Source organism: Lentibacillus saliphilus, assembly GCF_019093865.1.
GTDB lineage: Bacteria > Bacillota > Bacilli > Bacillales > Amphibacillaceae > Lentibacillus_B > Lentibacillus_B saliphilus.
The window spans coordinates 85,975-108,156 of sequence record NZ_JABJXD010000003.1; the positions used below are offsets into that span (position 1 = coordinate 85,975).

Annotated in this window: 21 protein-coding genes and 6 tRNA genes; 2 read left to right on the forward strand and 25 right to left on the reverse strand. The window is 39.1% G+C overall.

The features are described 5' to 3' along the window. Window positions 1-46: 46 nt before the first annotated feature. The 10 genes from HPC67_RS06735 to HPC67_RS06780 all read right to left on the reverse strand — a co-directional run bounded on the left by HPC67_RS06735 (window position 47) and on the right by HPC67_RS06780 (window position 5,837). Window positions 47-1,321 (reverse strand): MFS transporter, encoded by a 1,275-nt coding sequence (locus HPC67_RS06735; protein WP_217586717.1) that lies wholly within the window; start codon window positions 1,319-1,321, stop codon window positions 47-49. Between the two features lie 94 nt (window positions 1,322-1,415). Beyond that, a complete protein-coding gene (locus HPC67_RS06740) occupies window positions 1,416-2,024 on the reverse strand; it encodes a superoxide dismutase (protein WP_217586718.1) in 609 nt (202 codons plus the stop codon). A 191-nt stretch (window positions 2,025-2,215) separates the two neighbouring features. After that, a tRNA-Phe gene (locus tag HPC67_RS06745) sits at window positions 2,216-2,291 on the reverse strand. 233 nt (window positions 2,292-2,524) lie between these two features. Next, window positions 2,525-2,617 (reverse strand) — tRNA-Ser (locus tag HPC67_RS06750). Window positions 2,618-2,627: 10 nt separating this feature from the next. Next, window positions 2,628-2,704, reverse strand: a tRNA-Ile gene (locus HPC67_RS06755). Between the two features lie 14 nt (window positions 2,705-2,718). After that, window positions 2,719-2,794, reverse strand: a tRNA-His gene (locus HPC67_RS06760). Between the two features lie 17 nt (window positions 2,795-2,811). Further along, window positions 2,812-2,888: transfer RNA gene (locus tag HPC67_RS06765), tRNA-Met, on the reverse strand. Between the two features lie 3 nt (window positions 2,889-2,891). Then, window positions 2,892-2,966 (reverse strand) — tRNA-Asn (locus HPC67_RS06770). Between the two features lie 292 nt (window positions 2,967-3,258). Further along, entirely contained in the window at window positions 3,259-4,893 is a 1,635-nt protein-coding gene (locus tag HPC67_RS06775) for a Na/Pi cotransporter family protein (protein ID WP_217586719.1), read from the reverse strand. Between the two features lie 305 nt (window positions 4,894-5,198). After that, complete coding sequence (locus tag HPC67_RS06780) at window positions 5,199-5,837, reverse strand: NfeD family protein (RefSeq protein ID WP_217586720.1); 639 nt, start codon at window positions 5,835-5,837, stop codon at window positions 5,199-5,201. Between the two features lie 69 nt (window positions 5,838-5,906). Between HPC67_RS06780 and HPC67_RS06785 the strand changes: the two genes are divergently transcribed. Further along, window positions 5,907-6,239, forward strand: a complete 333-nt coding sequence (locus HPC67_RS06785; protein WP_217586721.1) for a hypothetical protein — start codon at window positions 5,907-5,909, stop codon at window positions 6,237-6,239. A gap of 93 nt (window positions 6,240-6,332) precedes the next feature. Here HPC67_RS06785 and HPC67_RS06790 read toward each other — a convergent pair whose 3' ends face one another. Next, complete coding sequence (locus HPC67_RS06790; RefSeq protein WP_217586722.1) at window positions 6,333-6,740, reverse strand: hypothetical protein; 408 nt, start codon at window positions 6,738-6,740, stop codon at window positions 6,333-6,335. Window positions 6,741-6,976: 236 nt separating this feature from the next. Between HPC67_RS06790 and HPC67_RS06795 the strand changes: the two genes are divergently transcribed. After that, window positions 6,977-7,261 (forward strand): DUF2624 domain-containing protein, encoded by a 285-nt coding sequence (locus HPC67_RS06795; protein ID WP_217586723.1) that lies wholly within the window; start codon window positions 6,977-6,979, stop codon window positions 7,259-7,261. Between the two features lie 67 nt (window positions 7,262-7,328). On the opposite strand, the gene HPC67_RS06800 is transcribed toward HPC67_RS06795, so the two are convergent. The 14 genes from HPC67_RS06800 to era form a co-directional block, all read right to left on the reverse strand. Further along, entirely contained in the window at window positions 7,329-8,219 is an 891-nt protein-coding gene (locus HPC67_RS06800; RefSeq protein ID WP_217586724.1) for a deoxyribonuclease IV, read from the reverse strand. A 42-nt stretch (window positions 8,220-8,261) separates the two neighbouring features. Next, window positions 8,262-9,569 carry a DEAD/DEAH box helicase gene (locus HPC67_RS06805; RefSeq protein ID WP_217586725.1) on the reverse strand — a complete coding sequence of 436 codons (1,308 nt, stop codon included), beginning with the start codon at window positions 9,567-9,569 and terminating at the stop codon, window positions 8,262-8,264. Window positions 9,570-9,606: 37 nt separating this feature from the next. Continuing rightward, window positions 9,607-10,722, reverse strand: coding sequence for a Nif3-like dinuclear metal center hexameric protein (locus HPC67_RS06810; RefSeq protein ID WP_217586726.1), 1,116 nt, complete (start codon window positions 10,720-10,722; stop codon window positions 9,607-9,609). Then, window positions 10,715-11,416: a tRNA (adenine(22)-N(1))-methyltransferase gene (locus tag HPC67_RS06815; protein ID WP_217586727.1), complete on the reverse strand. Its 702-nt coding sequence runs from the start codon at window positions 11,414-11,416 to the stop codon at window positions 10,715-10,717. Before HPC67_RS06815 ends, HPC67_RS06810 begins: the two co-directional genes overlap by 8 nt. Before the next feature lie 82 nt (window positions 11,417-11,498). Further along, window positions 11,499-11,855, reverse strand: coding sequence for a c-type cytochrome (locus tag HPC67_RS06820; protein ID WP_217586728.1), 357 nt, complete (start codon window positions 11,853-11,855; stop codon window positions 11,499-11,501). Window positions 11,856-12,110: 255 nt separating this feature from the next. Then, window positions 12,111-13,232 carry an RNA polymerase sigma factor RpoD gene (rpoD, locus tag HPC67_RS06825; RefSeq protein WP_217586729.1) on the reverse strand — a complete coding sequence of 374 codons (1,122 nt, stop codon included), beginning with the start codon at window positions 13,230-13,232 and terminating at the stop codon, window positions 12,111-12,113. A 31-nt stretch (window positions 13,233-13,263) separates the two neighbouring features. Further along, window positions 13,264-15,066 (reverse strand): DNA primase, encoded by a 1,803-nt coding sequence (gene dnaG / locus HPC67_RS06830; RefSeq protein ID WP_217586730.1) that lies wholly within the window; start codon window positions 15,064-15,066, stop codon window positions 13,264-13,266. A gap of 397 nt (window positions 15,067-15,463) precedes the next feature. Continuing rightward, window positions 15,464-16,264, reverse strand: a complete 801-nt coding sequence (locus tag HPC67_RS06835) for a pyruvate, water dikinase regulatory protein (protein WP_217586731.1) — start codon at window positions 16,262-16,264, stop codon at window positions 15,464-15,466. A 17-nt stretch (window positions 16,265-16,281) separates the two neighbouring features. Continuing rightward, window positions 16,282-16,911: a transcriptional regulator CcpN gene (gene ccpN / locus HPC67_RS06840; RefSeq protein WP_217586732.1), complete on the reverse strand. Its 630-nt coding sequence runs from the start codon at window positions 16,909-16,911 to the stop codon at window positions 16,282-16,284. Between the two features lie 85 nt (window positions 16,912-16,996). Beyond that, window positions 16,997-19,081, reverse strand: coding sequence for a glycine--tRNA ligase subunit beta (glyS, locus tag HPC67_RS06845; protein WP_217586733.1), 2,085 nt, complete (start codon window positions 19,079-19,081; stop codon window positions 16,997-16,999). Beyond that, the gene (glyQ, locus tag HPC67_RS06850; RefSeq protein ID WP_217586734.1) at window positions 19,081-19,959 is read right to left on the reverse strand and encodes a glycine--tRNA ligase subunit alpha; all 879 of its coding nucleotides are present in this window, start codon (window positions 19,957-19,959) and stop codon (window positions 19,081-19,083) included. The genes glyS and glyQ overlap by 1 nt, the downstream gene beginning before the upstream one ends. 292 nt (window positions 19,960-20,251) lie before the next feature. Beyond that, a complete protein-coding gene (gene recO / locus HPC67_RS06855) occupies window positions 20,252-20,998 on the reverse strand; it encodes a DNA repair protein RecO (protein ID WP_217586735.1) in 747 nt (248 codons plus the stop codon). 34 nt (window positions 20,999-21,032) lie between these two features. Further along, window positions 21,033-21,173, reverse strand: coding sequence for a YqzL family protein (locus HPC67_RS06860; protein WP_217586736.1), 141 nt, complete (start codon window positions 21,171-21,173; stop codon window positions 21,033-21,035). A 93-nt stretch (window positions 21,174-21,266) separates the two neighbouring features. After that, window positions 21,267-22,172, reverse strand: coding sequence for a GTPase Era (gene era, locus HPC67_RS06865; protein ID WP_217586737.1), 906 nt, complete (start codon window positions 22,170-22,172; stop codon window positions 21,267-21,269). Window positions 22,173-22,182 lie beyond the last annotated feature (10 nt).

The window sequence follows — 22,182 nt, forward strand, 5'->3', positions numbered from 1 at the left end:
TGCTTCATTTTATATTATAGCATGAGGGCGTCGTATTCTAAATGCATTAACGATTTTTTTCATCAGTTACTTGTTCATTGGAGACAACGTTGTCTTCTTGCGTTGGCGATCCTAGTTGAACATGCCTAACAAACGTGTAAACGATCAAATGCCCCATACCGAACAGAACCAGTAAAACCGGTATAACCCTCTCTGCTGGAAAAATTGTAACAGAAAAAATAAACATAAGAATAGATAGTACACGACCCGTATTCGTAAATAATTCTCTTACGACGATATATTCTATACGCAGTGCCTTTGCATCCCGAGCTTTACCAATAACATCGTATGTGAGAGAAACATATGGAACAGTGAATATTGGATAGGCTGCACCAATTATAACGGCATAAATAATGAGCAGTACGTAATTGATATTAAATAAAATAATTAAAAGCGCACCATATAACAGTAATCCGCCCAGTAATATCGATCGTTTTCTTAAAGAAGGCTTGATAAACCGTGTTGCTAAAAAGTAAAAGATAAAAGACACCCCTGATAAAACTAAATTAAAAACACCAAGTGAAAACTCACTCCCCGTCGTTAAAAACACCCAAATGGTAATAACAAATATAAATATACCTTCACGGAGACCTTGAAAGATGTGGGCATTTAAAATACGTTGCCAATTTTTATTAGAATGCCTCTCCTTTAAAATACGTTTTAATTCAAATTGACCCTCTGCTTTTCGCCGATAAACAAAAAAGCTCGTTACGACTGCGAGTAAAAACAAAATAAATGAGATGGTAAAAATTGTTGTATACCCCGTATTTGCTGACATGCGTGCGATGATGCTACCCGCTAAAATCGGTCCAATCATGCCTCCTAAGGATTGTAAAACACCGAGAAACCCATTAAAAAAGTCTCTTGTATCTGGTTCAGTTATTTCGAAGGTGAGTACATTAAAGGCTAACCAATAAAAGCCATAGCCTACTCCTAACAAGCTTCCAAGTAAAAAGTTAAAGGTCGATGCTTTTTCTGCAATTAAAAGCACACACAAAAAAAATACGGATAAAAAGCTGACACCAAGTCGTAGCACGATGACCCGATCAACTTTTTTAGCCACTCTCCCAGCAATAATAAACGCTAACGGCTGAAATACAAATATACCTAAATTGTAAACAGCAATTGTCATATAATCCTCGGCTTGCTTCCATAAATAGACATTAACAAATGTATTGGACAAAAATATACCAAGCGAATAAAGGCCACCAATTAAGAGTAGCAACAATAAGTCACGTGTTATGGTCATATGTTCTGTCATATTTCGCACAAGTTTTTGCATAAGCTGCATGCTCCTTTTCACACGTTTTATAGTTTAAACAATACGCATGCAGATATACAAAAAAACGCGGGGGTTATCCCGCGTTTTAGGTTAATTAAGCATTATGATAGTTCTTTTCGACTTCGTCCCAATTTACAACGTTCCAAAAAGCTGACGCATATTCTGGGCGTTTGTTTTGGTACTTCAAGTAATAAGCGTGCTCCCAAACATCTAAACCAAGAATTGGTGTTTTGCCCTCCATTAATGGAGAATCCTGATTTGGTGTGCTCGTAATTGCCAATTCTCCATTGTCAACAACAAGCCAAGCCCAGCCTGATCCAAAACGTCCTTTTGCAGCATTTTCAAATTCCTCTTTAAAGTTATCAAAACTGCCGAATGTAGACGTAATTTTGTCAGCTAATTCGCCTGAAGGTGCTCCACCACCGTTTGGTGACATGACTTTCCAGAACAAGCTATGATTCGCATGTCCGCCTCCGTTATTACGGACAGCTGTTTGAATTGATTCTGGAACGTCATTCAAATTAGAAACGAGGTCTTCAATTGATTTACTCTGAAGATCCGCATGTCCTTCTAACGCAGCATTTAACTTCGTTACATATGTGTTGTGGTGCTTCGTATGGTGGATATTCATTGTGTCTTTGTCAATAGTTGGCTCCAGTGCATCGTATGCATATGGTAGCTCAGGTAGTTCAAATTTCGCCATAATATATATTCCTCCCTAATAATATTTAAAGGATTAAACGCTCTCCTTATTGATAAAGATTATCAAAGGTTGCGCCTGGATGCAAACATATTGCACTGTTGCCCTAGTACAAACGTCGTTTTGATTCTATTTCCTTTTTCGTTTTCATTAAATACATAACAAAAAAACAAGCTACTATGCTTGTTTGAAAATGGTGGCTCGGGACGGAATCGAACCGCCGACACAAGGATTTTCAGTCCTTTGCTCTACCGACTGAGCTACCGAGCCATATTATAAAGTTATCGTAATAAATTGTTTCGCATCTTATTAAGGTGTCGATGTTATATCATCGAAGCATTGTGCTCGTCGTGTTGCAAGTGTATCAGCGATGACGCACGACTCGCAAGCCTACAACCCGAGGCATTTACTTCGAGGTTTACGGCTCTCTACCGACTGAGCTACCGAGCCATATTATAAAGTTATCGTAAGGCACTGTACTTAAACAAAATGAAATATGTAAATGGAGGAGGTAGAGGGATTCGAACCCCCGCGCGGTTTGACCCGCCTGTCGGTTTTCAAGACCGATCCCTTCAGCCAGACTTGGGTATACCTCCGAGCTTTGAATGGTGGACCCTGCAGGACTCGAACCTGCGACCGATCGGTTATGAGCCGATAGCTCTAACCAACTGAGCTAAGGGTCCGTCAAAGTGATTTATGGGGCGACCGGTGGGAATTGAACCCACGAATGCCGGAGCCACAATCCGGTGCGTTAACCCCTTCGCCACGACCGCCATAAAACATATTAAATTGGTAGCGGCGGAGGGGATCGAACCCACGACCTCACGGGTATGAACCGTACGCTCTCGCCAGCTGAGCTACGCCGCCACATGGCTCCACAGGCAGGATTCGAACCTGCGACCGATCGGTTAACAGCCGATAGCTCTACCACTGAGCTACTGTGGAATAAAATTAATTATAACTTTATCTATTTAAAATTAAGGTATTTGTACGTTGTATGCATTAACAGCGACGAAATATAATTTACCATGTTCTGTACAATATGTCAATAACATTTCGCTATTTTTTAAAAAGCTGTTTGTTTAGAAGCTGATCGTCTGTTCTTTGAAAAACACATCAAGTTAGCAACATAAAAGTGACAGACAACAGTATTGATAATAGCATATGTTTCGATATTAATCAACAATTTTCGCAAAAAAAGTGTGTATGGATATTTATTCCATACACACCTCCTGCTTTATAATGATGACTCGCCCAATACCTCTTCAGCAATATTAACAGCATGATCTCCAATACGTTCGAGATTACTTAGGATATCAACAAACACGATACCTGCTGATGCACTGCATTTGCCTTCATTAACACGAATAATATGCTTCTTGCGATACGTGCGTTCCATTCTATCGATCTGATCTTCTTTTTGAACGACCGCTAAAGCTTGTTCCCGGTCTTCTGATTCAAATGCTTTGATTGCTTGTTTTACAGTTAATATCGTTAGGTCAAACATGTTATTGAGATCTTCCTGTGCTTGTTCTGTAATAGCAACTTTATTTGAAATTTGATAATCAATGAGTTCAATAATATTCTCAAAATGGTCACCCATTCGCTCAATGTCACGAACAGTATCCATTAAATTTGTATGTGTTCCACTTTCTTGTTCAGACATCGACCGACTCGATATTTCAACAAGATAATTCGTGATTTCACGGTCTAAATTGTTCAACGCACCCTCAACTTGCATCGCGACTTCAGAATGCTTTTGTAGGTGTGTCCCTAAATAATTTTGTGTTTCTTCCATACCTTTCGAGGCATACTCTCCCATGCGAACAATTTCTGACTTGGCTTGTCCAAGAGCAACTGAAGGAGATTGTTGAATGAATATCGGATCTAGATGTTTCGGTTTATATTCAATAATAACATCTTGACCAGGGATCAATTTCGTAGCCAACCATGCAAGTCCAGCAATAAACGGAAATTGAATAATTGTATTAGCAATATTAAAGCTCCCGTGTGCAAACGCAATTGTCATTTCTGGGTTAAGGTTAAACTGGCCTTGAAGCAGAACGACAAATTGAGTAAATAACCCAAGCAATAGTAAGAACACAGTTGAACCAACTAAATTGAAAACAACATGGGTTAAAGCAGCACGTTTAGCAGCAACAGATGCCCCAATAGCAGCCAGGATAGCTGTAATCGTCGTGCCAAGGTTATCTCCAAACAAAACAGGAATAGCAGCTTGAAGCTCAATTGCACCCTCAGAATACAAACCTTGCAATATCCCGATTGTTGCTGACGAACTTTGAACGATGAGGGTAAATACAGTACCAATTAATACACCTAAAATAGGCTGATCACTCATACGCACTGTTAGTTCTTGGAAAACTTCAAGGCTTCTTAAAGGTGACATGCCACTACTCATAAGTTCTAAACCAAAAAACAACGACCCAAAGCCAAATATTGTTTGACCTAAGGCGTTAACTTTTTTGTGTTTAAAAAAGAACAGCAACATTGCTCCCGCAGCCATGATTGGCAAAGCATATTCCCCTATGTCAATTCCGATAATAAATGCCGTTACAGTTGTACCGATATTGGCACCCATAATAACACCTATCGCTTGTCGCAATGACATAAATCCTGCATTAACCAATCCAACTGTTAATACTGTCGTACCAGAACTACTTTGAATGAGAATTGTCACTACGATACCTGCTAAAACACCTAACAGAGGATTACTTGTGAACCTGTCCAAAATATTTCGAAGCCGATCACCGGCCGATTTTTGCAATCCTTCACCCATATATTTAATACCGAGAAGAAAAATACCTAAACCACCAATAAAATCAAATAATAACGATTGTAAATCTAATTCCAAAGGTTATCCGTCCCTTCGATGTGTTATAAACCATTGTCGATCCGTGTTTAATCATGTATGATCTTTTCTGTTTTGTAAAGGTCTTATCGAGAATTTTAACATGTTCTTTACAATTGCCTCAAAAACCGTTTGTCCGTGGATAAAACCCAACTCCACTTAGAGCCTTATACGATTTAAAATGGTTTAACGTTTGATCGTAACGTGTATTCGTTCACATTATTGTTAAATAAAAAGACCGTTGCAGTTATTCTGTAACGGTCCTTCCAGACTATACGGTTCATACATTTATAAATTTGAATTTATAATCAAGCTTCATCAGTCAATGGAACGACCTTTAGTCCTGTTCCGTCAACTTGAATAACCTTTACATGCGTGTCTTTCGAGATCCATTGACCGGTTGATACAGCGCTATAGTCTTTATGTTCAATTCGAACAGTTCCAACAGGACGCAAATCACTCAGGGTGATTCCCGTTTTATGAAGCAGAGCACCATACTCATCCGTCATCGTATTATAACCCGCATCACCTGTTAATCGATCCATTAATGTGATTTTAGTCCACATATCACGGCGTTTAAACACCTTCAAAAATATTAATGAAGACAAACCACCAATTAACACACCTGCAATTGCATATAATCCTGAGCCAAAGGTAGGGGCTGCGATGGCCACAGATGTTAACATACATGCTGCTCCAATCACACCTAGCGTTCCATCATTTAATAATTTTCCATCAATAACAATGAGTAATATTCCAGAAAAATAAATAATAAGCATGAGTATAAGCGAGCTTGTTTCAAGCGCAACAGTAAAATAAACAGTCATAAAGCCGATGCCTAAAATCGCAAATATTCCCCTTGCATTAACGAGTATTTCACCAATTAAAAACAAGGTACCTAAACCTGTCATTACAAGAGCAATCCATTCCGATGTGAGCATATTCATATTGATCCTCTCCTCTTAAAGATACATACGCATTTATACGACTTAATGTTTCATAAATGAGGTGGTAAAATGGGGCAATTTATAAAACGCATGACAGTTTATGTATTTCTATATTTACTTGTCACGAGCGTGTACCATGACATCACAACTGGGACAGGCTTTGAACAAAATACGACAGAACCATCCTCCCCGTCTTCGAGCACGATCGATGACCAATCTGTTGTTAAAGTCAAAATTCGCCCAGGCGATACGGTATTATCGATTATGGAACAGATCCATTCAGATAGCAATAAAATTGAAATTGATACAATAATAGAAGACTTTCGCAAGCTGAATCCGAAAGCAGATCCATATCACCTTAAAGTAGGTAACGTTTACTATTTCCCAACCAATATAAAGTAATGTTCCCGACACATTTCATCATATCATACCAATTAACTTCCAGCTTCATTATCGTTACAAAAAAAGACTGACATGTGTCAGTCAATGTTAAATCTATACAAATGGAAGAATAAACAACGTAATAATAATTGAAGCAGCGCCAGTTATAATCGCTGTGTTGCCTAACGTATCTGTATGCCGCGTACGAGCAACAAAACCCAATATGATGCCACCAGTCCCTAATATTATGGGCATCATAAAGTATGATAGGACTGCTAACGTCAAGGCAAGCCACCCAACTGCACTACTTGCTTTGGTCTGCTCCTCTTCACTATCGCGATGCGTTTCTCTCTCCCCCTGAAAAGCATGTGTCGAAAGTTCACTGGCTATTTCTTCTTGACGAGAACTATTTGCTTCTAGCGGGGCAGATGGTGGACCTTGTATATCAGAAGTTAAATCATCATAGGTTCTAGTTTCTGATGCTTTATCCTCAAAAGAACGGCTATTTCGTTCATGAACCAAGAGAAAAACTCCTTCCTTTCATTGTCGTGCACCCTTAGTTTATGGAGTATCACCTTATTCATGTGGCGACAAATTAACCATCAACTGTCAACGTTTGGTAAACACAACATATAATAATAAGCGAGTCTTTCTTTTACAAATAGTAAGCTGACATCTTGACGTTGGATACAATGAAAAGATTCATCATTAAGCCGGTTTAATATTAACCGACATCATCAAATTTATGGGGGATTATCATGAACGATTTTTTAAAAACGTTGATTATGAAAAAAATTAAGTCGCTTACTGTTAGTGACCTGCTAGCTTACAGTCGAGAATACGGATTTAATATTTCGCCTGATGAAGCCAAGCAAATTGTATCATATTTACGCACGCAAACAATTGATCCTTTTAATTCCAAACAACGTAAAAAGTTATTTAAAGATCTAGCAGCGATTACCGATGCACAAACTGCCCAAAAAGCAGAAACCCTTTTCAAAACCATTATAAAAACATATGGCGTTGACCATATGTTTTCATAATGCCATGTATGTTTGAATGCCTCTGATTTTGCATAAATATGTTAACAGCGGCAAATATACCGTGTTATCACTGGGTCATTATTTTATCCTTGAGATCTGGAATAAACGTACCGTCCTTGAGCATGCTAATTTCGAATTTATAGGGCGGTTTTTTATTCTTTTTATCTGTCCCAACATAAGGTGTTTCTAAAACTTTTGGTAAATCCGCAAGCTGTGGATGGGTGACGACCTTATGAAGTGCATCAAAGCCGATAAAGCCACATCCAATATTTTCATGTCGATCTTTTTGAGCACCTTGTTCATTTTTACTGTCATTAACATGAATAACCTTTAAACGATCGATCCCAATTATTTTGTCAAATTCATTTAGGACACCATCAAAATCATCTTTAACCGCATAGCCTGCATCATGAATATGACACGTATCAAGACAAATTGAAAGCCGGTCATTATAAGTCACACCGTCAATAATGTGTGCCAATTCATCAAAAGACCGGCCGATTTCTGTACCTTTACCAGCCATCGTCTCTAAAGCAATTTGGACTCCGCTATTTTGATCTAGAACTTCGTTTAATCCTTCAATAATTTTGGCGATCCCTTTTTCAACACCGCCACCAACATGTGCCCCAGGATGAAGAACGATTTGTTTAGCACCAAGCGCTGCTGTACGTTCAATTTCGTTCCTTAGAAAATCAACTCCGAGTTCGAAGGTTGCTGGCTTTGTTGAATTGCCGATATTAATGATATATGGTGCGTGGACGACAATTTCCTCAATACCATTTTCCCTCATATGAGCTTGACCATTTTCAATATTTAATTCTTCAATTGGTTTTCTTCTCGTATTTTGCGGAGCACCCGTATATATCATAAATACATTACCATTATATGATACGGCTTCCTCACTTGATGCGAGTAGCATTTTTTTACCACTCATTGATACGTGAGATCCGAGTTTCATATTTATGTCCCCTCTCCCCGGCCAATAAGCGACCGATTTACCTTACTTAAATTTATTTTTCTTAACAAGATTTTTTTTAATGCGTTCTTGTTGTTGTTTCATTTTTTTCTTATAGCCAGGCTTAACTTTTTTCGTCTTTTTCACACGCTTCCATGCCTCACGATCAACGTTTCGCTCTGATGGCTTGCGTTTTGATCTTAGGTTCCAAGGCTTCGCTTCAATCCATTGCCCATCTATTACGTCTGAGAACTCAAAGGTTAGGCCCTTTTGCTCGAGCTTTTCAATTAATTTAATATCTTCTTCACTATACAAACTGACCGCTGTGCCTTCTAATCCAGCCCGAGCCGTTCTTCCAACTCTGTGTAAATAAAAACTGTCCTCTTTCGGCAATTGCGCGTTAATAATATGACTAACACCTTTAATATCAATGCCCCTAGCAGCAAGATCTGTTGCAACCACATATTGATATTGTAGTTGCTGAATTTCCTTTAAACGTCGCTTGCGGGCTCTTGGTGCAAGTCCCCCGTGAATAACGCCTACATTAAGGCCATATTCAACAAGCTGAGCTGCAAGCTGATCTGCCTCATCCTTTCCATTCGTAAAAATAATGGCTAAATAAGGATGTATCGCTTTAGAGATGTCAAAAATGACATCCGCTTCTTTCCTATGCCTTTTAGCAATTAAGCGATGCTCCATTTTTGTAGGTGCGATATAATCATCAAGCTTGACATGAACAGGATGCTTTAAATATTTTTTAAAGAAATGTTCCAGCTGGTTTGGAATCGTTGCTGAAAATACAAGAAGTTGAATGTTTGGATCAGCTCGTGTCAGTAATTTGTCCACTTCGTTCATAAGCCCCAACTCAGCCATCAGATCAGCTTCATCAATAACAAATGCTTGAGCAGAGTATATTGACAACACATTCTCCTCAACCAGATCGAGAATACGTCCCGGTGTTCCGACGATAATTTGCGGGATATTTTTAAGCTTATCAATCATCTTTTGCTTATCAGTTCCGCCGACAAGCAAACGTGATGTCCATTCTGATTCTTTTTGGGCTAACTGTATGATCAACTTTACTTGATCATGGATTTGCGTAGCAAGTTCACGTGTAGGCGCGGTAATAACATACTGAACACCTGTTTTGCTTTCCTCTAACATATGAAATAAAGGTAGTAAAAACGCATGGGTCTTTCCCGAACCTGTATGTGATTGTCCAATAACACTTTGATGCTTCATGACAGCTGGAATCACGCGCTGTTGAATGGGTGTTGGATGGGTGAATTTCAATTGATTGATGACATTCAGTAACTGTGGATCTATATTGAACTGTTCAAACGTTTCTGTCATAGTGGTGTACTCCTTTTATAAAAACTATCATAATTAATTATACAAACTGAAAAGGTTCGGTATCTACGTCTGATACATATACCGTTACAGCATCAGTATTTAACCGCTCGTCTAAATACAGTTTCGTCGCATCTTTCATCACTTTTTCGACGTGGTGACCTGGATCTATAAGTGCCAATCCAGCTTCTTGAGCATCTTGAGCTACATGAAATGTCAAATCCCCTGTAATGAGTACATCAGCACCACGATTCATGGCAGCTTGAATATACTTTTCACCGCTCCCTCCCAAAACAGCAACAGTTTGAACCGGCTTTGTCACATCACCTACAACACGTAGCATCGGAACATTAAGCGTGTCTTTCACATGTTCCGCAAGCGTCGCTAATGGCATTGATTCTGTTAATCGCCCAATACGACCGATGCCAAAAGGCTCCCCTTTATTGTCTAACTTATACACATCATAGGCGACTTCCTCGTAAGGGTGCGCTTGAATCATTGCCTGAAGTATGTTTTGAAGCTTTGTTTCAGGAACAATAGTTTCGATTTTTGTTTCTTCAACATATGTTAATTCATTAATATGGCCAATATAAGGATTGGCTTGTTCTGTTGGTAGAAATGTGCCTGTTCCTTGTGTATTAAAGGTGCAATGACTATATTGTCCGATATAGCCTCCGCCAGCGCTACCCATTGCATTCCGAACATTGTCTGCATGTGTGTTCGGAACATAAACGACTACTTTATGCAGAACTTCTGTATCGATTTCGTCCAGAATAGACACTTGGTTGATTGCTAATTTCTCACACAACAGATCATTGACGCCACCTGTTGTAATATCCAAATTGGTGTGTGCTGCATAAACAGTTATGTTGTGAACTAATAATTTTTGCAGCAAGCGTCCTTTAACAGAATCGGTATCAATTTGTTGAACTGGACGAAAAAAAAGCGGATGATGAGCAATAATCAAATCAACCTGTTTGCGAATTGCTTCATCGACGACAGCGTGTGTAACGTCTAATGTTACGAGTATGTTTTTGACCACACCGTTAATTGAACCTAACTGTAAGCCGACATTATCCCAATCGTACGCCAAGCGTTTCGGTGCCCACTGCTCAAGAATCTTAATGACGTCTTGATTAACAATCTTCTCAGTCATCTTGCAGTACCTCCTCAATCCAAGCTACGCGTTGTTTAAACTGTTCGATTTTATCCATATCGGTTTCACTTGCCTGTTGCATTTGTTCAATAATCATTTCGAGTTTTGATTGCTCGTATGCCCACTTTTTTCGAAAAGCCGCCGGTTTTGTTTTAGAGAGTATCGGGCCAAATAACATAGACTTCTCATCTAGGGTAGATTGACGACCGGTCCGATCAGCAACAATCATCTCATAGATATGTCCTTGCTCCTCAATGATATCTTCATGAACAATTTCAAAACCGTGTATCATAAGTGTACGTCTTACTAAGTGTGCGCCTACATTAGGTTGGGCGATGACGCGGCTTAACCCTTGCAGTTTATCCTGACCACGTTCTAAAATCGAGGCAATGAGTCCGCCCCCCATACCAGCAATTACAGCTTCTTTAACATCGTTTTGATTAACAACATCAAATCCATTTCCACGTCTTACTTCAATAACGTTTTCTAAGTTAAAACGTTTAACGGTCCGCTGTGCTGCTTCAAATGGGCCTTCATTCAGTTCACCAGCTACTGCTCGTGCGGTTGGATCGTGCTGACATACATAACAAGGTAAATAAGCGTGATCTGATCCAACATCGACAAAATGCGCACCCGCTGGTAACCATTTTGCAATGCGTTCGAGTCTTTGTGATATATTTACAGATTGCTTCATGGTGTACTCCTTTAAAGCTCATATATAAGAAAAGCTTTCTGCAAGATGCAAGAAAGCTTCCCCCACATGATATAATTTTTAATTATTCCTTCTTCTCGGAAAGCCATTCGGCTAATACTTGTGCTTGCTCATTATTAACGAGACCACCAGGCATACCGCCATCTGTGCCCTGTATAATAATATTTTGAATCTCTTCTTTAGAAAGCTCAGCCCCAACATTGGTTAAGCCTGGTGCATTTCCAACCCCTGATAAATCAGCACCATGACAACTCATACAGTTGCCTTCGAAAATAGCTTCTGGATCAGAAACTTCTTCCCCACCTTCTGCTGCCTGTTGGTCATTTCCACGCTGGAACACGCCTGCTGTGGACATGACGATAATCATGAGTATCCCAACAGTAGCAATAATTGCATAAGGGATGACTGCATTTCTCTTCATCTTTGCTTCCTCCTTATGTAATCCCCATTCATTCTTTTTTTATATTACTACTACATTTTACTCGAAATGATTCAGAGTTTAAAGCAATAACAGTTTTATGTCCTTACTTGCTTCAAACTGTCATCCAGAATCCGAATCTTTTACCCCTTATTTGCATTAAGCTTGTATTTAAATTAGGATAAGGAAAGGATAGGCATAGTCGCGTCTTAATGCCAACAATGAACCTATCCTGCTGTATATCCCTGTCAGATAACTTTATTCTAAAAAGTCTTTCAATCGTTTACTGCGACTTGGGTGTCTAAGCTTGCGTAATGCTTTTGCTTCGATTTGTCTAATGCGTTCACGGGTGACACCAAACACACGTCCAACTTCTTCAAGTGTGCGTGTCCGACCATCATCTAAACCAAAACGCAAACGAAGTACATTTTCTTCTCGATCCGTTAGTGTATCGAGCACATCCTCTAGCTGTTCTTTTAACAGCTCATAAGCGGCGTGATCAGAAGGTGATACAGCTTCTTGGTCTTCAATAAAATCTCCCAGATGAGAGTCATCTTCTTCCCCGATTGGTGTTTCAAGAGATACAGGTTCCTGAGCAATCTTTAAAATATCCCGTACCTTGTCTGGAGTTAGCTCCATTTCCTCGCCAATCTCTTCAGGTGTTGGCTCTCGCCCAAGCTCCTGCAACAGCTGCCGCTGGACGCGAATCAATTTATTAATGGTCTCTACCATATGAACAGGTATCCGTATCGTTCTCGCCTGATCCGCAATTGCACGTGTAATTGCTTGTCTAATCCACCATGTGGCATACGTACTAAATTTATAGCCTTTGCGATAATCAAACTTTTCAACGGCTTTAATTAACCCCATGTTACCCTCTTGTATTAAGTCAAGGAATAGCATACCACGACCGACATAACGTTTAGCAATACTAACAACGAGTCTAAGATTCGCTTCGGCAAGTCGACGCTTTGCTTCTTCTTCACCTTTTTCGATCCGTTTGGCGAGCTCAATTTCTTCAGCCGCAGATAATAAGTCAACACGACCTATTTCCTTTAAGTACATACGAACAGGATCATTAATTTTAATTCCTAATGGTACACTTAATGCATTGAGGTTAAATTCTTCTTCCTTAGCAATTTGTTGCATATTAGGGTCTTCATCAGATTCCCCTATGACCTCAACACCTTGTTCTGTTAATTGCTCATAGAACTCATCCATATGTTCTGATTCCATTTCGAAACTTGATAAGCGATCAGCAACTTCTTCATATGCGAGGACACCGCGCTTTTTCCCTAATTCTATTAATTGTTCTTTTGCTTGTTCTAAAGTGGTCTCATTTTCGTTTCCCTTCATTTGTGAAGGTTTTTGATCTGCCATGAGGCCCCCTCCTTCCAGACTGTAAAAATGGCTAATGTTGTTTCTGCAGTTGTATAATCTGCATTGCAATTTGTGCGGCTCGTACGGGATCATTTTGTTGTTCTGCAATTCGTTGCTCTTGTCTCAGAGATGCAATCTCTTCAAATTCATATGTTTTAGAGCGAATTGTCATAATATAATCTTGAATTTCCTTAGAGCTCATTTGATTGAAAACAGGCATCATTGCAATTTCAGCAACGTATTGCCTTATATCTTTATCTTGAATATGTTCAATAAATAAACCAGCATCTGCCGGATTACCTTCCTCATAATATGCATATAAATGCGTCACAAGTACTTTATGCACATCGATATTAAATGCCGCCCCAATTTCGTCTTGGACCTTGGAGGCTATCGATGCGTCATTTAACATATGCGCAATCAAGTGTCTTTCAGCATTATGAAATGCTGGTAGTAACTTTTTTTCTTTCTGAATTGATGCTGCCCTATTAGTATATCGGTTCTTTTCTCTCTTATCCTTATGTTTTCGCGTCTGTTCGCGTTTTACTTGAATTTCTTCTAAAAGTGTGTCCATTGACACGTGATAATTTTGGCTTAATTCTTTTAAATGATATTCCCGTTCTACGCGACTTTCAATCTTAGATAAATGATCGACCATATGTTCAATATATTGAATACGGTCACCTTGAATGTTTAAATTATAATCTTTCTTTGCATATTGCATATAAAATTGCGTGAATGTTTCACTTGCATCGACAACATGTGTTTTAAACGCTTCTCCACCATATGCCCTAATATAGTCATCTGGATCCATGTGATCTGGCATTTTAGCAACCTTCACCTGACAGCCAGCCTCACGTAATAAGTTAGCGGCTTTATATGTGCCTTCAAGGCCTGCTAAGTCGCGATCATAACAAAGTATCACCGTATCGGTATAGCGTTTTAATAAATGCGCTTGATGCTCAGTAAGAGATGTACCAAGTGTTGCGAGGACATTTCGAACATTTGCCTGGTAACTAGACAGAACATCCATATACCCTTCAAACAAAACAACTTGATTGTGCTTACGTATATCACGCTTAGCCAAATCAAAGTTAAACAACATTTTACCTTTTTGAAACAATTCACTCTCAGGGCTATTTAAGTATTTCGGTTCTTGACTTCCAATGGCTCGACCGCCGAATGCGATCGTTTTACCAAGGTGATTGCGAATAGGAATCATCACACGCCCACGAAATCTATCCGTTACACGACCATCTTCATGACGAGAAATCAGACCTGCTTTAATCAATTCTTGTTGATGGAAACCTTTTTTTTCAAGGAACTCTAACGTGAACTCATTCATATTAGGAGCATAGCCTAATTGAAATAAATCAATTGTTTCCTCTTTGATCCCTCTTTCTTTAAAGTACTCAAATCCTTCTCGGCCATCTTTCGAATACATGAGAAGATGATGATAAAGCTTTGTAAGCCATTCATGAGCAGCTAGTATATCATGATCGCTCTGTGAATAAGTTGCTTGCTGGCCTGATACGTTATCTGGAATGGTAAGGCCACTTCGTTGAGCAAGGTGCCTCAATGCCTCATGAAATGAAAAACCTTCTAATTCCATTAAAAATGTAAAGACATTCCCGCCCTGACCACACCCAAAGCAATGAAAAATCTGTTTGTCTTGTGTCACGGAAAATGACGGTGTTTTTTCTCCATGAAACGGACATAGCCCAAAATAATTCTTTCCTTGTTTTTTAAGTTGTACGTACTCTCCAATAACATCGACGATATCACTAGTATTTCGTACCTCTTCAATGAATTCTTCAGGTATGCGATTTGACATAAAACCACCATGCTTATCTATTATTCGATATTAAAATGAAAAACCCTTCATTTTTCGACAAATTTTTTTTGAAAGGCGTAAAAAATTCCTTCTATCGAATGATGCTGTTCCTAGAAGGATCGATGTATCACAACATTTATAAAAAATTGGTATGAGTTATGGCGTTTTTATCGCGTATCAGACACGAAACCGACAGACCCATTGCTCTTATATATATAGTTCTACATGTAAGGCATAAATCCCTTCCCAATTTTTTATATTTTATTTTTTAGAATTACCTGATTACCTCCACAATAGAGGAACCTAGACTATTAAAATTAATATTATACATTAATTATATCCAAATGACCAGATAATTAAAAGAAAACATTCTGTAATAGAATGTTTTCTACATATATTAGTTTGATGCCATATGCATAATGATGTTCGCTGTTTCTTCAACTGCTTTATTTGAGACATCAATGACTTGACAGCCTATTTTTTCGATGACCGCGTTAAAATAGTCAAGTTCTTGTTGAATGCGCTGCATATTTGCATATGATGCTTGATCTCCTAGACCAAGTGCTTTTAGTCTTTCTTTCCTAATATCATTTAACTTTTCAGGTCCAATTTTTAACCCGATACATTTTGAAGGGTCAACCAGAAATAGTTCTTCTGGTGGCTCTACTTCTGGGACAATTGGAACGTTTGCGACTTTGAGACGCTTGAGCGCTAAATATTGTGAAAGTGGTGTCTTAGATGTGCGTGAAACACCAATTAACACAATATCAGCACGCGATATGCCTCTAGGGTCACGACCATCATCATATTTGACAGCAAATTCAATTGCCTCAACGCGTTTGAAATAATCCTCATCTAATTTATGAACGAGTCCTGGTTCAAGGCGAGGATCAATTTTATAAAAACGTTGCATTGCTGCCATCATCGGCCCCATAATATCAACAGCTTCAATTTTTAGCTGAGCAGCCTGTTCGTTCGTATACTCACGAAGAACAGGGTCTACGAGCGTAAAGCCAATCATTCCATTTGTTTCTTTAACGAGCTGTAATGTATCATCAATCGTTTTTTTGTCATCGACATATGGGACGCGATGAATATTGTAATCACCATTAAACTGGCTAAGTCCTGCTTTTATAACGAGTTCAGCTGTTTCCCCAACAGAATCAGATAACACATAAACAAGTGGTTTTGCACTCATGCAATAAGCTCCCTTCTTTAAACATGATCACCTGTAACCAACTCTACAAATACGTTTGTGATCGTTGTTTTCGTGATACGACCAACAACTTCAAGGCCACCTTCAACGGCTTTAACGACGGGTAACCCGTCAATTTGTTTATCGATCATTTTTCGAGCTGCATCGATAACCATATCATCACGACGACACACCGTTATGTTTGGCATACGTGTCATTATGATATGAACGGGTACAACTGTTAAATCTTGTTGCCCCATGCTCGCTCTTAATAAATCCTTACGCGATAAAACACCAATTAAGCATGCCTCGTCGTTTACGACAAACAATGTGCCAACATCTTCAAGAAACATTGTTGAGATCGCATCATAGACAGATGTATGCTCTTTAATAACGATCGGAACAGATTGGTAATCTTGCACCTTGAGCCGCCTAATATTTTCCGTTAACAACTCGTTCCCTGTTTTGCCTGTATAGTAATAACCTACACGAGGTCTTGCATCAAGAAATCCGGCCATCGTTAAAATGGCCAGATCAGGGCGGAGCGTCGCCCGTGTTAGATTAAGCTGACTGGCAATATGCTCCCCTGTAATTGGTCCGTTTGATTTTACAATTTCTATAATTTGCTCTTGCCTCTTTGATAATTCCACTTTTCATCACCTACATGCAATTATGACATAGCGGGAGTTGGATTTCATAGTCCCAGCCTTCATAAAGGTTCTATTCGAATCCAATTTAAAATTGTTGCTTCCATTCCACCAATGATAAATCCGCATAATTTGATATAACATTTGCAATGGCATGTAACAACGCCAAGCGATTTTTACGAACGCGAGCATCATCAGCCATGACCATATTTTGTTCAAAAAAGTGATGAATGGGTTCAGTCAATTTTTCTAAATGATGAAGTGCATCTGCGGCGTTTGCCTCTTCTTGTGCTGATTGAACTAATGGACTTATTCTTGTGAATGCCTCATAAAGTGCGCGTTCAGAATCTGTTTGAAAAAGATCTGGATCTATATGTGATGTTTCAGCTTTTTTAGAGATGTTTAGTACACGGACGAGCGCTTCCTGTGTTGGCTTAAATGATGCCTCATGCCGTTTCACGGATAATAAGTGTGCTCTCTCTACCGCATATGGATAACGACCAATTTTGTGATGAATAATAGCATGAACAACATCTTGTTCAATTTGATGATCTCTTAATAAATAAGAGGCACGTGTATGGAAAAATGCTATAACCTCTTCTTTTATATGTTGTTCACTCATTTGAACCAAATCAAGTGAAGCATAGAGCTTAATGGCAATATCGAGTAAATCTTCAAGCTCAACAGACCAGCCTTTCTCCTCAAGAATACGTAAAATTCCTGTCGCTTGGCGTCTAAGACCATATGGATCTTGAGAAGCACTAGGCTTTAAACCAACTGCTAAGCAGCCTGTGATGGTATCAAGCTTATCAGCGATGCTTAACACCGATCCTTCAACTGTTTCAGGTAACGCACCACTCGCATGTTTAGGTAAATAATGCTCACGAATAGCAGCAGCGACACCTGGATGCTCACCATACTTAAGGGCATAGTCTTCTCCCATAACCCCTTGAAGCTCAGTAAATTCGTTGACCATCTGCGTCATTAAATCAAATTTACATAAATGCGCAGCACGTTCTACATGTGCTTGTACCTCTGAAGTCAAATCAATTTTATCAGCAATCTTACCAGCTATGTGACGAACGCGTACCACTTTATCTGCAAGTGTACCCAGCTTTTCCTGGAAAATAACTCGGTCCAACTTTTCCAAATGAATATCTAATGGGGTTTTCTGATCTTCTTCATAGAAAAATTGTGCATCTGATAACCGCGCACGAAGCACTTTTTCATTACCTCTAATGACGGTTTCTAGAGCATGATGATCCCCATTGCGGACACCAATAAATAATGGTAACAGCTTTCCATCTTGATCTTTCACGGGAAAATATCGTTGATGCTCTTTCATTGAAGTGATTAATATATCTGCCGGAAGCTCAAGGAAGTTGTTATCAAACGCACCTACAAAAATGGTTGGGAATTCAACAAGATTACGAACTTCTTCAAGTAAATCGTGATCAACTGGAACGTGAATACCTTTTTCAGTCGCTACCTCTTTAATTTGTGTCATAATCATCTCTTCACGGTCACTTGAATCCACAATGACGTATTGTGCTTTCAGAACATCAACATAGTCATTTGCTTCATTGAGTATGATTTTTCCACCTAAGAAGCGATGACCATACGTGACATTGCTTGAATGTACCCCGGTAATGTTAAAAGGTATCACGTCTGTACCATACATCCCAACGAGCCAGCGTATCGGCCGGGCGTAGCGTAATGTTTCTTCTCCCCAGCGCATATTTTTATTAAATTGAATTGCTGTAATGATCGTTTCAAATTGTGGTAAAAGATCAAGCGTCGGCTTTCCTTCAATTTTCTTTTTCACATGAATATATGCCGTACCTTTTATCTCTTTTTCGTAGATATCGTCAACCGTCACACCTTGCCCTTTTGTAAAACCAATTGCTGCTTTTGTCCAATTACCTGCGTCATCACGCGCAATTGCTGCAGCTGGTCCTTTCACTTCTTCTTCGATTGTCGTTTGTGTCTCAGCTAATCCTTGAATCAACACTGCCAAACGACGGGGCGTTGAAAAAGATTGTAATGATGTATAAGACAAACGCTGTGTCTTCAAAAATTGTTCTGTTTGTTGACGCAGCTGCGACTCAGCTTGATCGATAAATCGTGCTGGTAATTCTTCAAGTCCAATTTCAAATAACGCATCCTTGGCCATTATTGTACCTCCTTTGACAGCATTGGAAATCCTAAACGTTCGCGTTCTGCAACATACGCTTTCGCGATACGACGTGCCAATTGTCTAATACGTGATATGTAGCCAGTCCGTTCTGTTACGGAAATGACGCCGCGAGCATCTAATAAATTAAACGTGTGTGAGCACTTTAACACATAATCATAAGCTGGAAAAACAAGTCCCTTTTCCATAATGCGTCCAGCTTCTTTTTCATACATTAAAAATAATTGAAACAACATATCTGCATCTGATTCTTCAAATGTGTACACTGAATGTTCATATTCCGGCTGTAGGAAGATATCTTTAACAGTCACGCCGTCGGTCCATTCAAGATCAAATACATTTTCCTTATCTTGTATATAAGATGCGAGACGTTCAATACCGTAAGTCAACTCGACGGATACAGGGTTAGCTTCGAGGCCACCGATTTGCTGAAAATAGGTGAACTGTGTAATTTCCATACCATCAAGCCATACTTCCCATCCAAGCCCTGCGGCACCGAGCGTAGGGTTTTCCCAGTTATCCTCGACAAAACGGATATCATGTTCTAACGGATCAATACCAAGTGCTTTGAGAGAATCTAAATACAATTCTTGAATGTTATCTGGTGACGGCTTCATAACGACTTGGAATTGATGATGTTGATAGAGACGATTCGGATTTTGCCCATATCTTCCGTCATCTGGCCGTCGAGACGGCTCAACATAAGCGACATTCCACGGTTCTGGGCCTAGACTGCGCAGCAATGTCATCGGAGACATCGTACCTGCCCCTTTTTCTACATCATAAGATTGCATTAAGATACAATTCTGTTTTGACCAATACGTTTGTAGTGCTAAAATCATACTTTGAATGTTCATATTAATTCATGCCTCCTCAAGTGTGTTTGTTCATAAAACAGTTAAAAAACCCCGCCCCTATGTCATATATCTGACATAGGGACGGGATTTCACCCGCGGTTCCACCCTACTTGCCCAAAATGGACCACTTTATTAGGATGCTCCAGAGTGCCATTCCCTAATGACTTTTTTCGGCTTCCACTGTTCCGAAATCGCTGTTATCCTTGCATTAGGTACTATTCTCCTTCAAAGCAAAAAGATCATATTCATTGTTATTCAAATCATAATGCACCCACACATGTTTGTCAATCAATTATTCGAGACGGTTTAGTTGCTGCAAGAACCGTTTAGACTTTAAATTGTAACCACCATATTGATCATAATAGCCATCTAGAATTGTTCGTAGCAGCTTAATATTTTCTGCCTTAACGGATATTGAGCCAATCCGTTCTATGTCTGTTTCCGCAAAAACGACTAGCCATTTAGCTAAAGTATCTGGTAATGTTACCGCATGCTGATCGTGCTGACGGCACTGCAAACATAAATATCCGCCTTCAGCAACAGAAAATGCATATGGAAATTGTGAGCGTCCGCACAGGACACAATGGTTAAGTATTGGGGAAAACCCACCTTTGGCAAACATTTTTAATTCATACATGATTATTGGAATGGCTGATTCTGCCTCTTCATCAATTCGTTTCAACGTCAAATATAACTGTTTGAACATAAATGGATCTGGCTGAAAACGATCTAATAGTTTATCCGTTAATTCAACAATATAGGCTGAATAAGCTGTTTTAATAATATCTTCGCGAATACCGCGATATGAATGAATGATTTCTCCTTGTTGGAGTGTACTTAAACCATTCCTGTTAATATACATTAAACAATCAACATATATGAAAGGCTGCGTTAAAGCAGCCATTTTACTCCTCGGTTTATTTGCACCTCTGGCAATTGCAGAGAATTTCCCTACTTGTGGACTCATAATTGTTACAATTTTATGCGTTTCTCCATAATCTTGTGTTCGTAAGACGATCCCCTTTATTTTTTCAAGCACACAGCTCACCTATTCTCACTATTAATAAAGACCGTTAATCAGATAAAGGTGTATGACGAGATTCGGTATCAATGTCCGTATTAGGTGTATCGGTCGTATTCTCTAGTTCTTTCATGAGTAAATAGGTTTCAATGTTTCCTGTCTGACTAAATAACTTCCAAGTCAAATCAATCACAAGAAACCCCACCTTTCTTTGTGTGTTTGAACATGTGTGTACGTTTAGAATGACCCCACACAGACAAACCATGAGTATAAAAATTTACCAGATCTAATACGTGTCATTATCATACCCAAGAGAACGAAGCTGACTTTGTTTGTTTCGCCAATCCTTTTGAACCTTTACCCATAACTCTAAATAAACCTTTGTACCGAGAAGTGTTTCAATATCGGCACGTGCTTTTTTGCCAATATTTTTCAGCATGCTTCCCTGTTTACCAATCAAAATCCCCTTTTGAGATTTTCTTTCCGTTAAAATAACGGCATGAATATGAACAAGGTCAGAATGCTTTTTTTCTATCGTCTCAATAACAACTGCAATTGAGTGAGGAATTTCTTCTTGAGTGAGTTCAAGAACTTTTTCTCGTATCATTTCACTCATAATAAACCGCTCTGGGTGATCCGTTACTTGATCCACTGGGTAATATTGAGGACCCGACGGTAAATACGCTTTTAGCACTTCAAGCAAATGATTTACATTATTATCTTCTTTTGCAGAGATCGGAACAACCTCAGCAAAATCATATTTGTCTTTATATTGTTCGATTAAAGAAAATAATTGCTCAGGTGTCACAAGATCTATTTTATTGATGATAAGAAAAACAGGACTATTATTAACATTTTGTAGTCTGTCGATAATAAATTGATCACCTTTACCGTATCCTTCGGCTGCATTGATCATAAATAAAACAGCATCCACTTCATTTAACGTGCTTTGCGCAGTTTTAACCATGAAATCACCTAGTTGGTGTTTCGGCTTATGGATACCTGGCGTATCAATAAAAACAAATTGGGCATCCGTCTGTGTCACGACACCCTGTATTTTATTTCGTGTTGTCTGCGGTTTATCACTCATAATTGCTACTTTTTGACCGATTACGTGATTAAGGAAAGTCGACTTTCCAACGTTCGGTCTCCCAATTATTGAGATAAAACCCGATTTGTGATCCTGTGTCATGTTGTATCCT

Coding starts and splice junctions, on each gene's coding strand:
- HPC67_RS06815 (WP_217586727.1), bottom strand. CDS start 11,416: ATGAAGCAATCTGTAAATATATCACAAAGACTCGAACGCATTGCAAAA.
- HPC67_RS06785 (WP_217586721.1), top strand. CDS start 5,907: ATGGGGCAATTTATAAAACGCATGACAGTTTATGTATTTCTATATTTA.
- glyQ (WP_217586734.1), bottom strand. CDS start 19,959: ATGAACATTCAAAGTATGATTTTAGCACTACAAACGTATTGGTCAAAA.
- HPC67_RS06800 (WP_217586724.1), bottom strand. CDS start 8,219: ATGAAACTCGGATCTCACGTATCAATGAGTGGTAAAAAAATGCTACTC.
- HPC67_RS06835 (WP_217586731.1), bottom strand. CDS start 16,264: ATGAGTGCAAAACCACTTGTTTATGTGTTATCTGATTCTGTTGGGGAA.
- glyS (WP_217586733.1), bottom strand. CDS start 19,081: ATGGCCAAGGATGCGTTATTTGAAATTGGACTTGAAGAATTACCAGCA.
- HPC67_RS06780 (WP_217586720.1), bottom strand. CDS start 5,837: ATGAATATGCTCACATCGGAATGGATTGCTCTTGTAATGACAGGTTTA.
- dnaG (WP_217586730.1), bottom strand. CDS start 15,066: ATGTCAAATCGCATACCTGAAGAATTCATTGAAGAGGTACGAAATACT.
- era (WP_217586737.1), bottom strand. CDS start 22,172: ATGACACAGGATCACAAATCGGGTTTTATCTCAATAATTGGGAGACCG.
- HPC67_RS06740 (WP_217586718.1), bottom strand. CDS start 2,024: ATGGCGAAATTTGAACTACCTGAGCTACCATATGCATACGATGCACTG.
- HPC67_RS06810 (WP_217586726.1), bottom strand. CDS start 10,722: ATGACTGAGAAGATTGTTAATCAAGACGTCATTAAGATTCTTGAGCAG.
- rpoD (WP_217586729.1), bottom strand. CDS start 13,232: ATGGCAGATCAAAAACCTTCACAAATGAAGGGAAACGAAAATGAGACC.
- HPC67_RS06795 (WP_217586723.1), top strand. CDS start 6,977: ATGAACGATTTTTTAAAAACGTTGATTATGAAAAAAATTAAGTCGCTT.
- HPC67_RS06805 (WP_217586725.1), bottom strand. CDS start 9,569: ATGACAGAAACGTTTGAACAGTTCAATATAGATCCACAGTTACTGAAT.
- HPC67_RS06820 (WP_217586728.1), bottom strand. CDS start 11,855: ATGAAGAGAAATGCAGTCATCCCTTATGCAATTATTGCTACTGTTGGG.
- HPC67_RS06735 (WP_217586717.1), bottom strand. CDS start 1,321: ATGCAAAAACTTGTGCGAAATATGACAGAACATATGACCATAACACGT.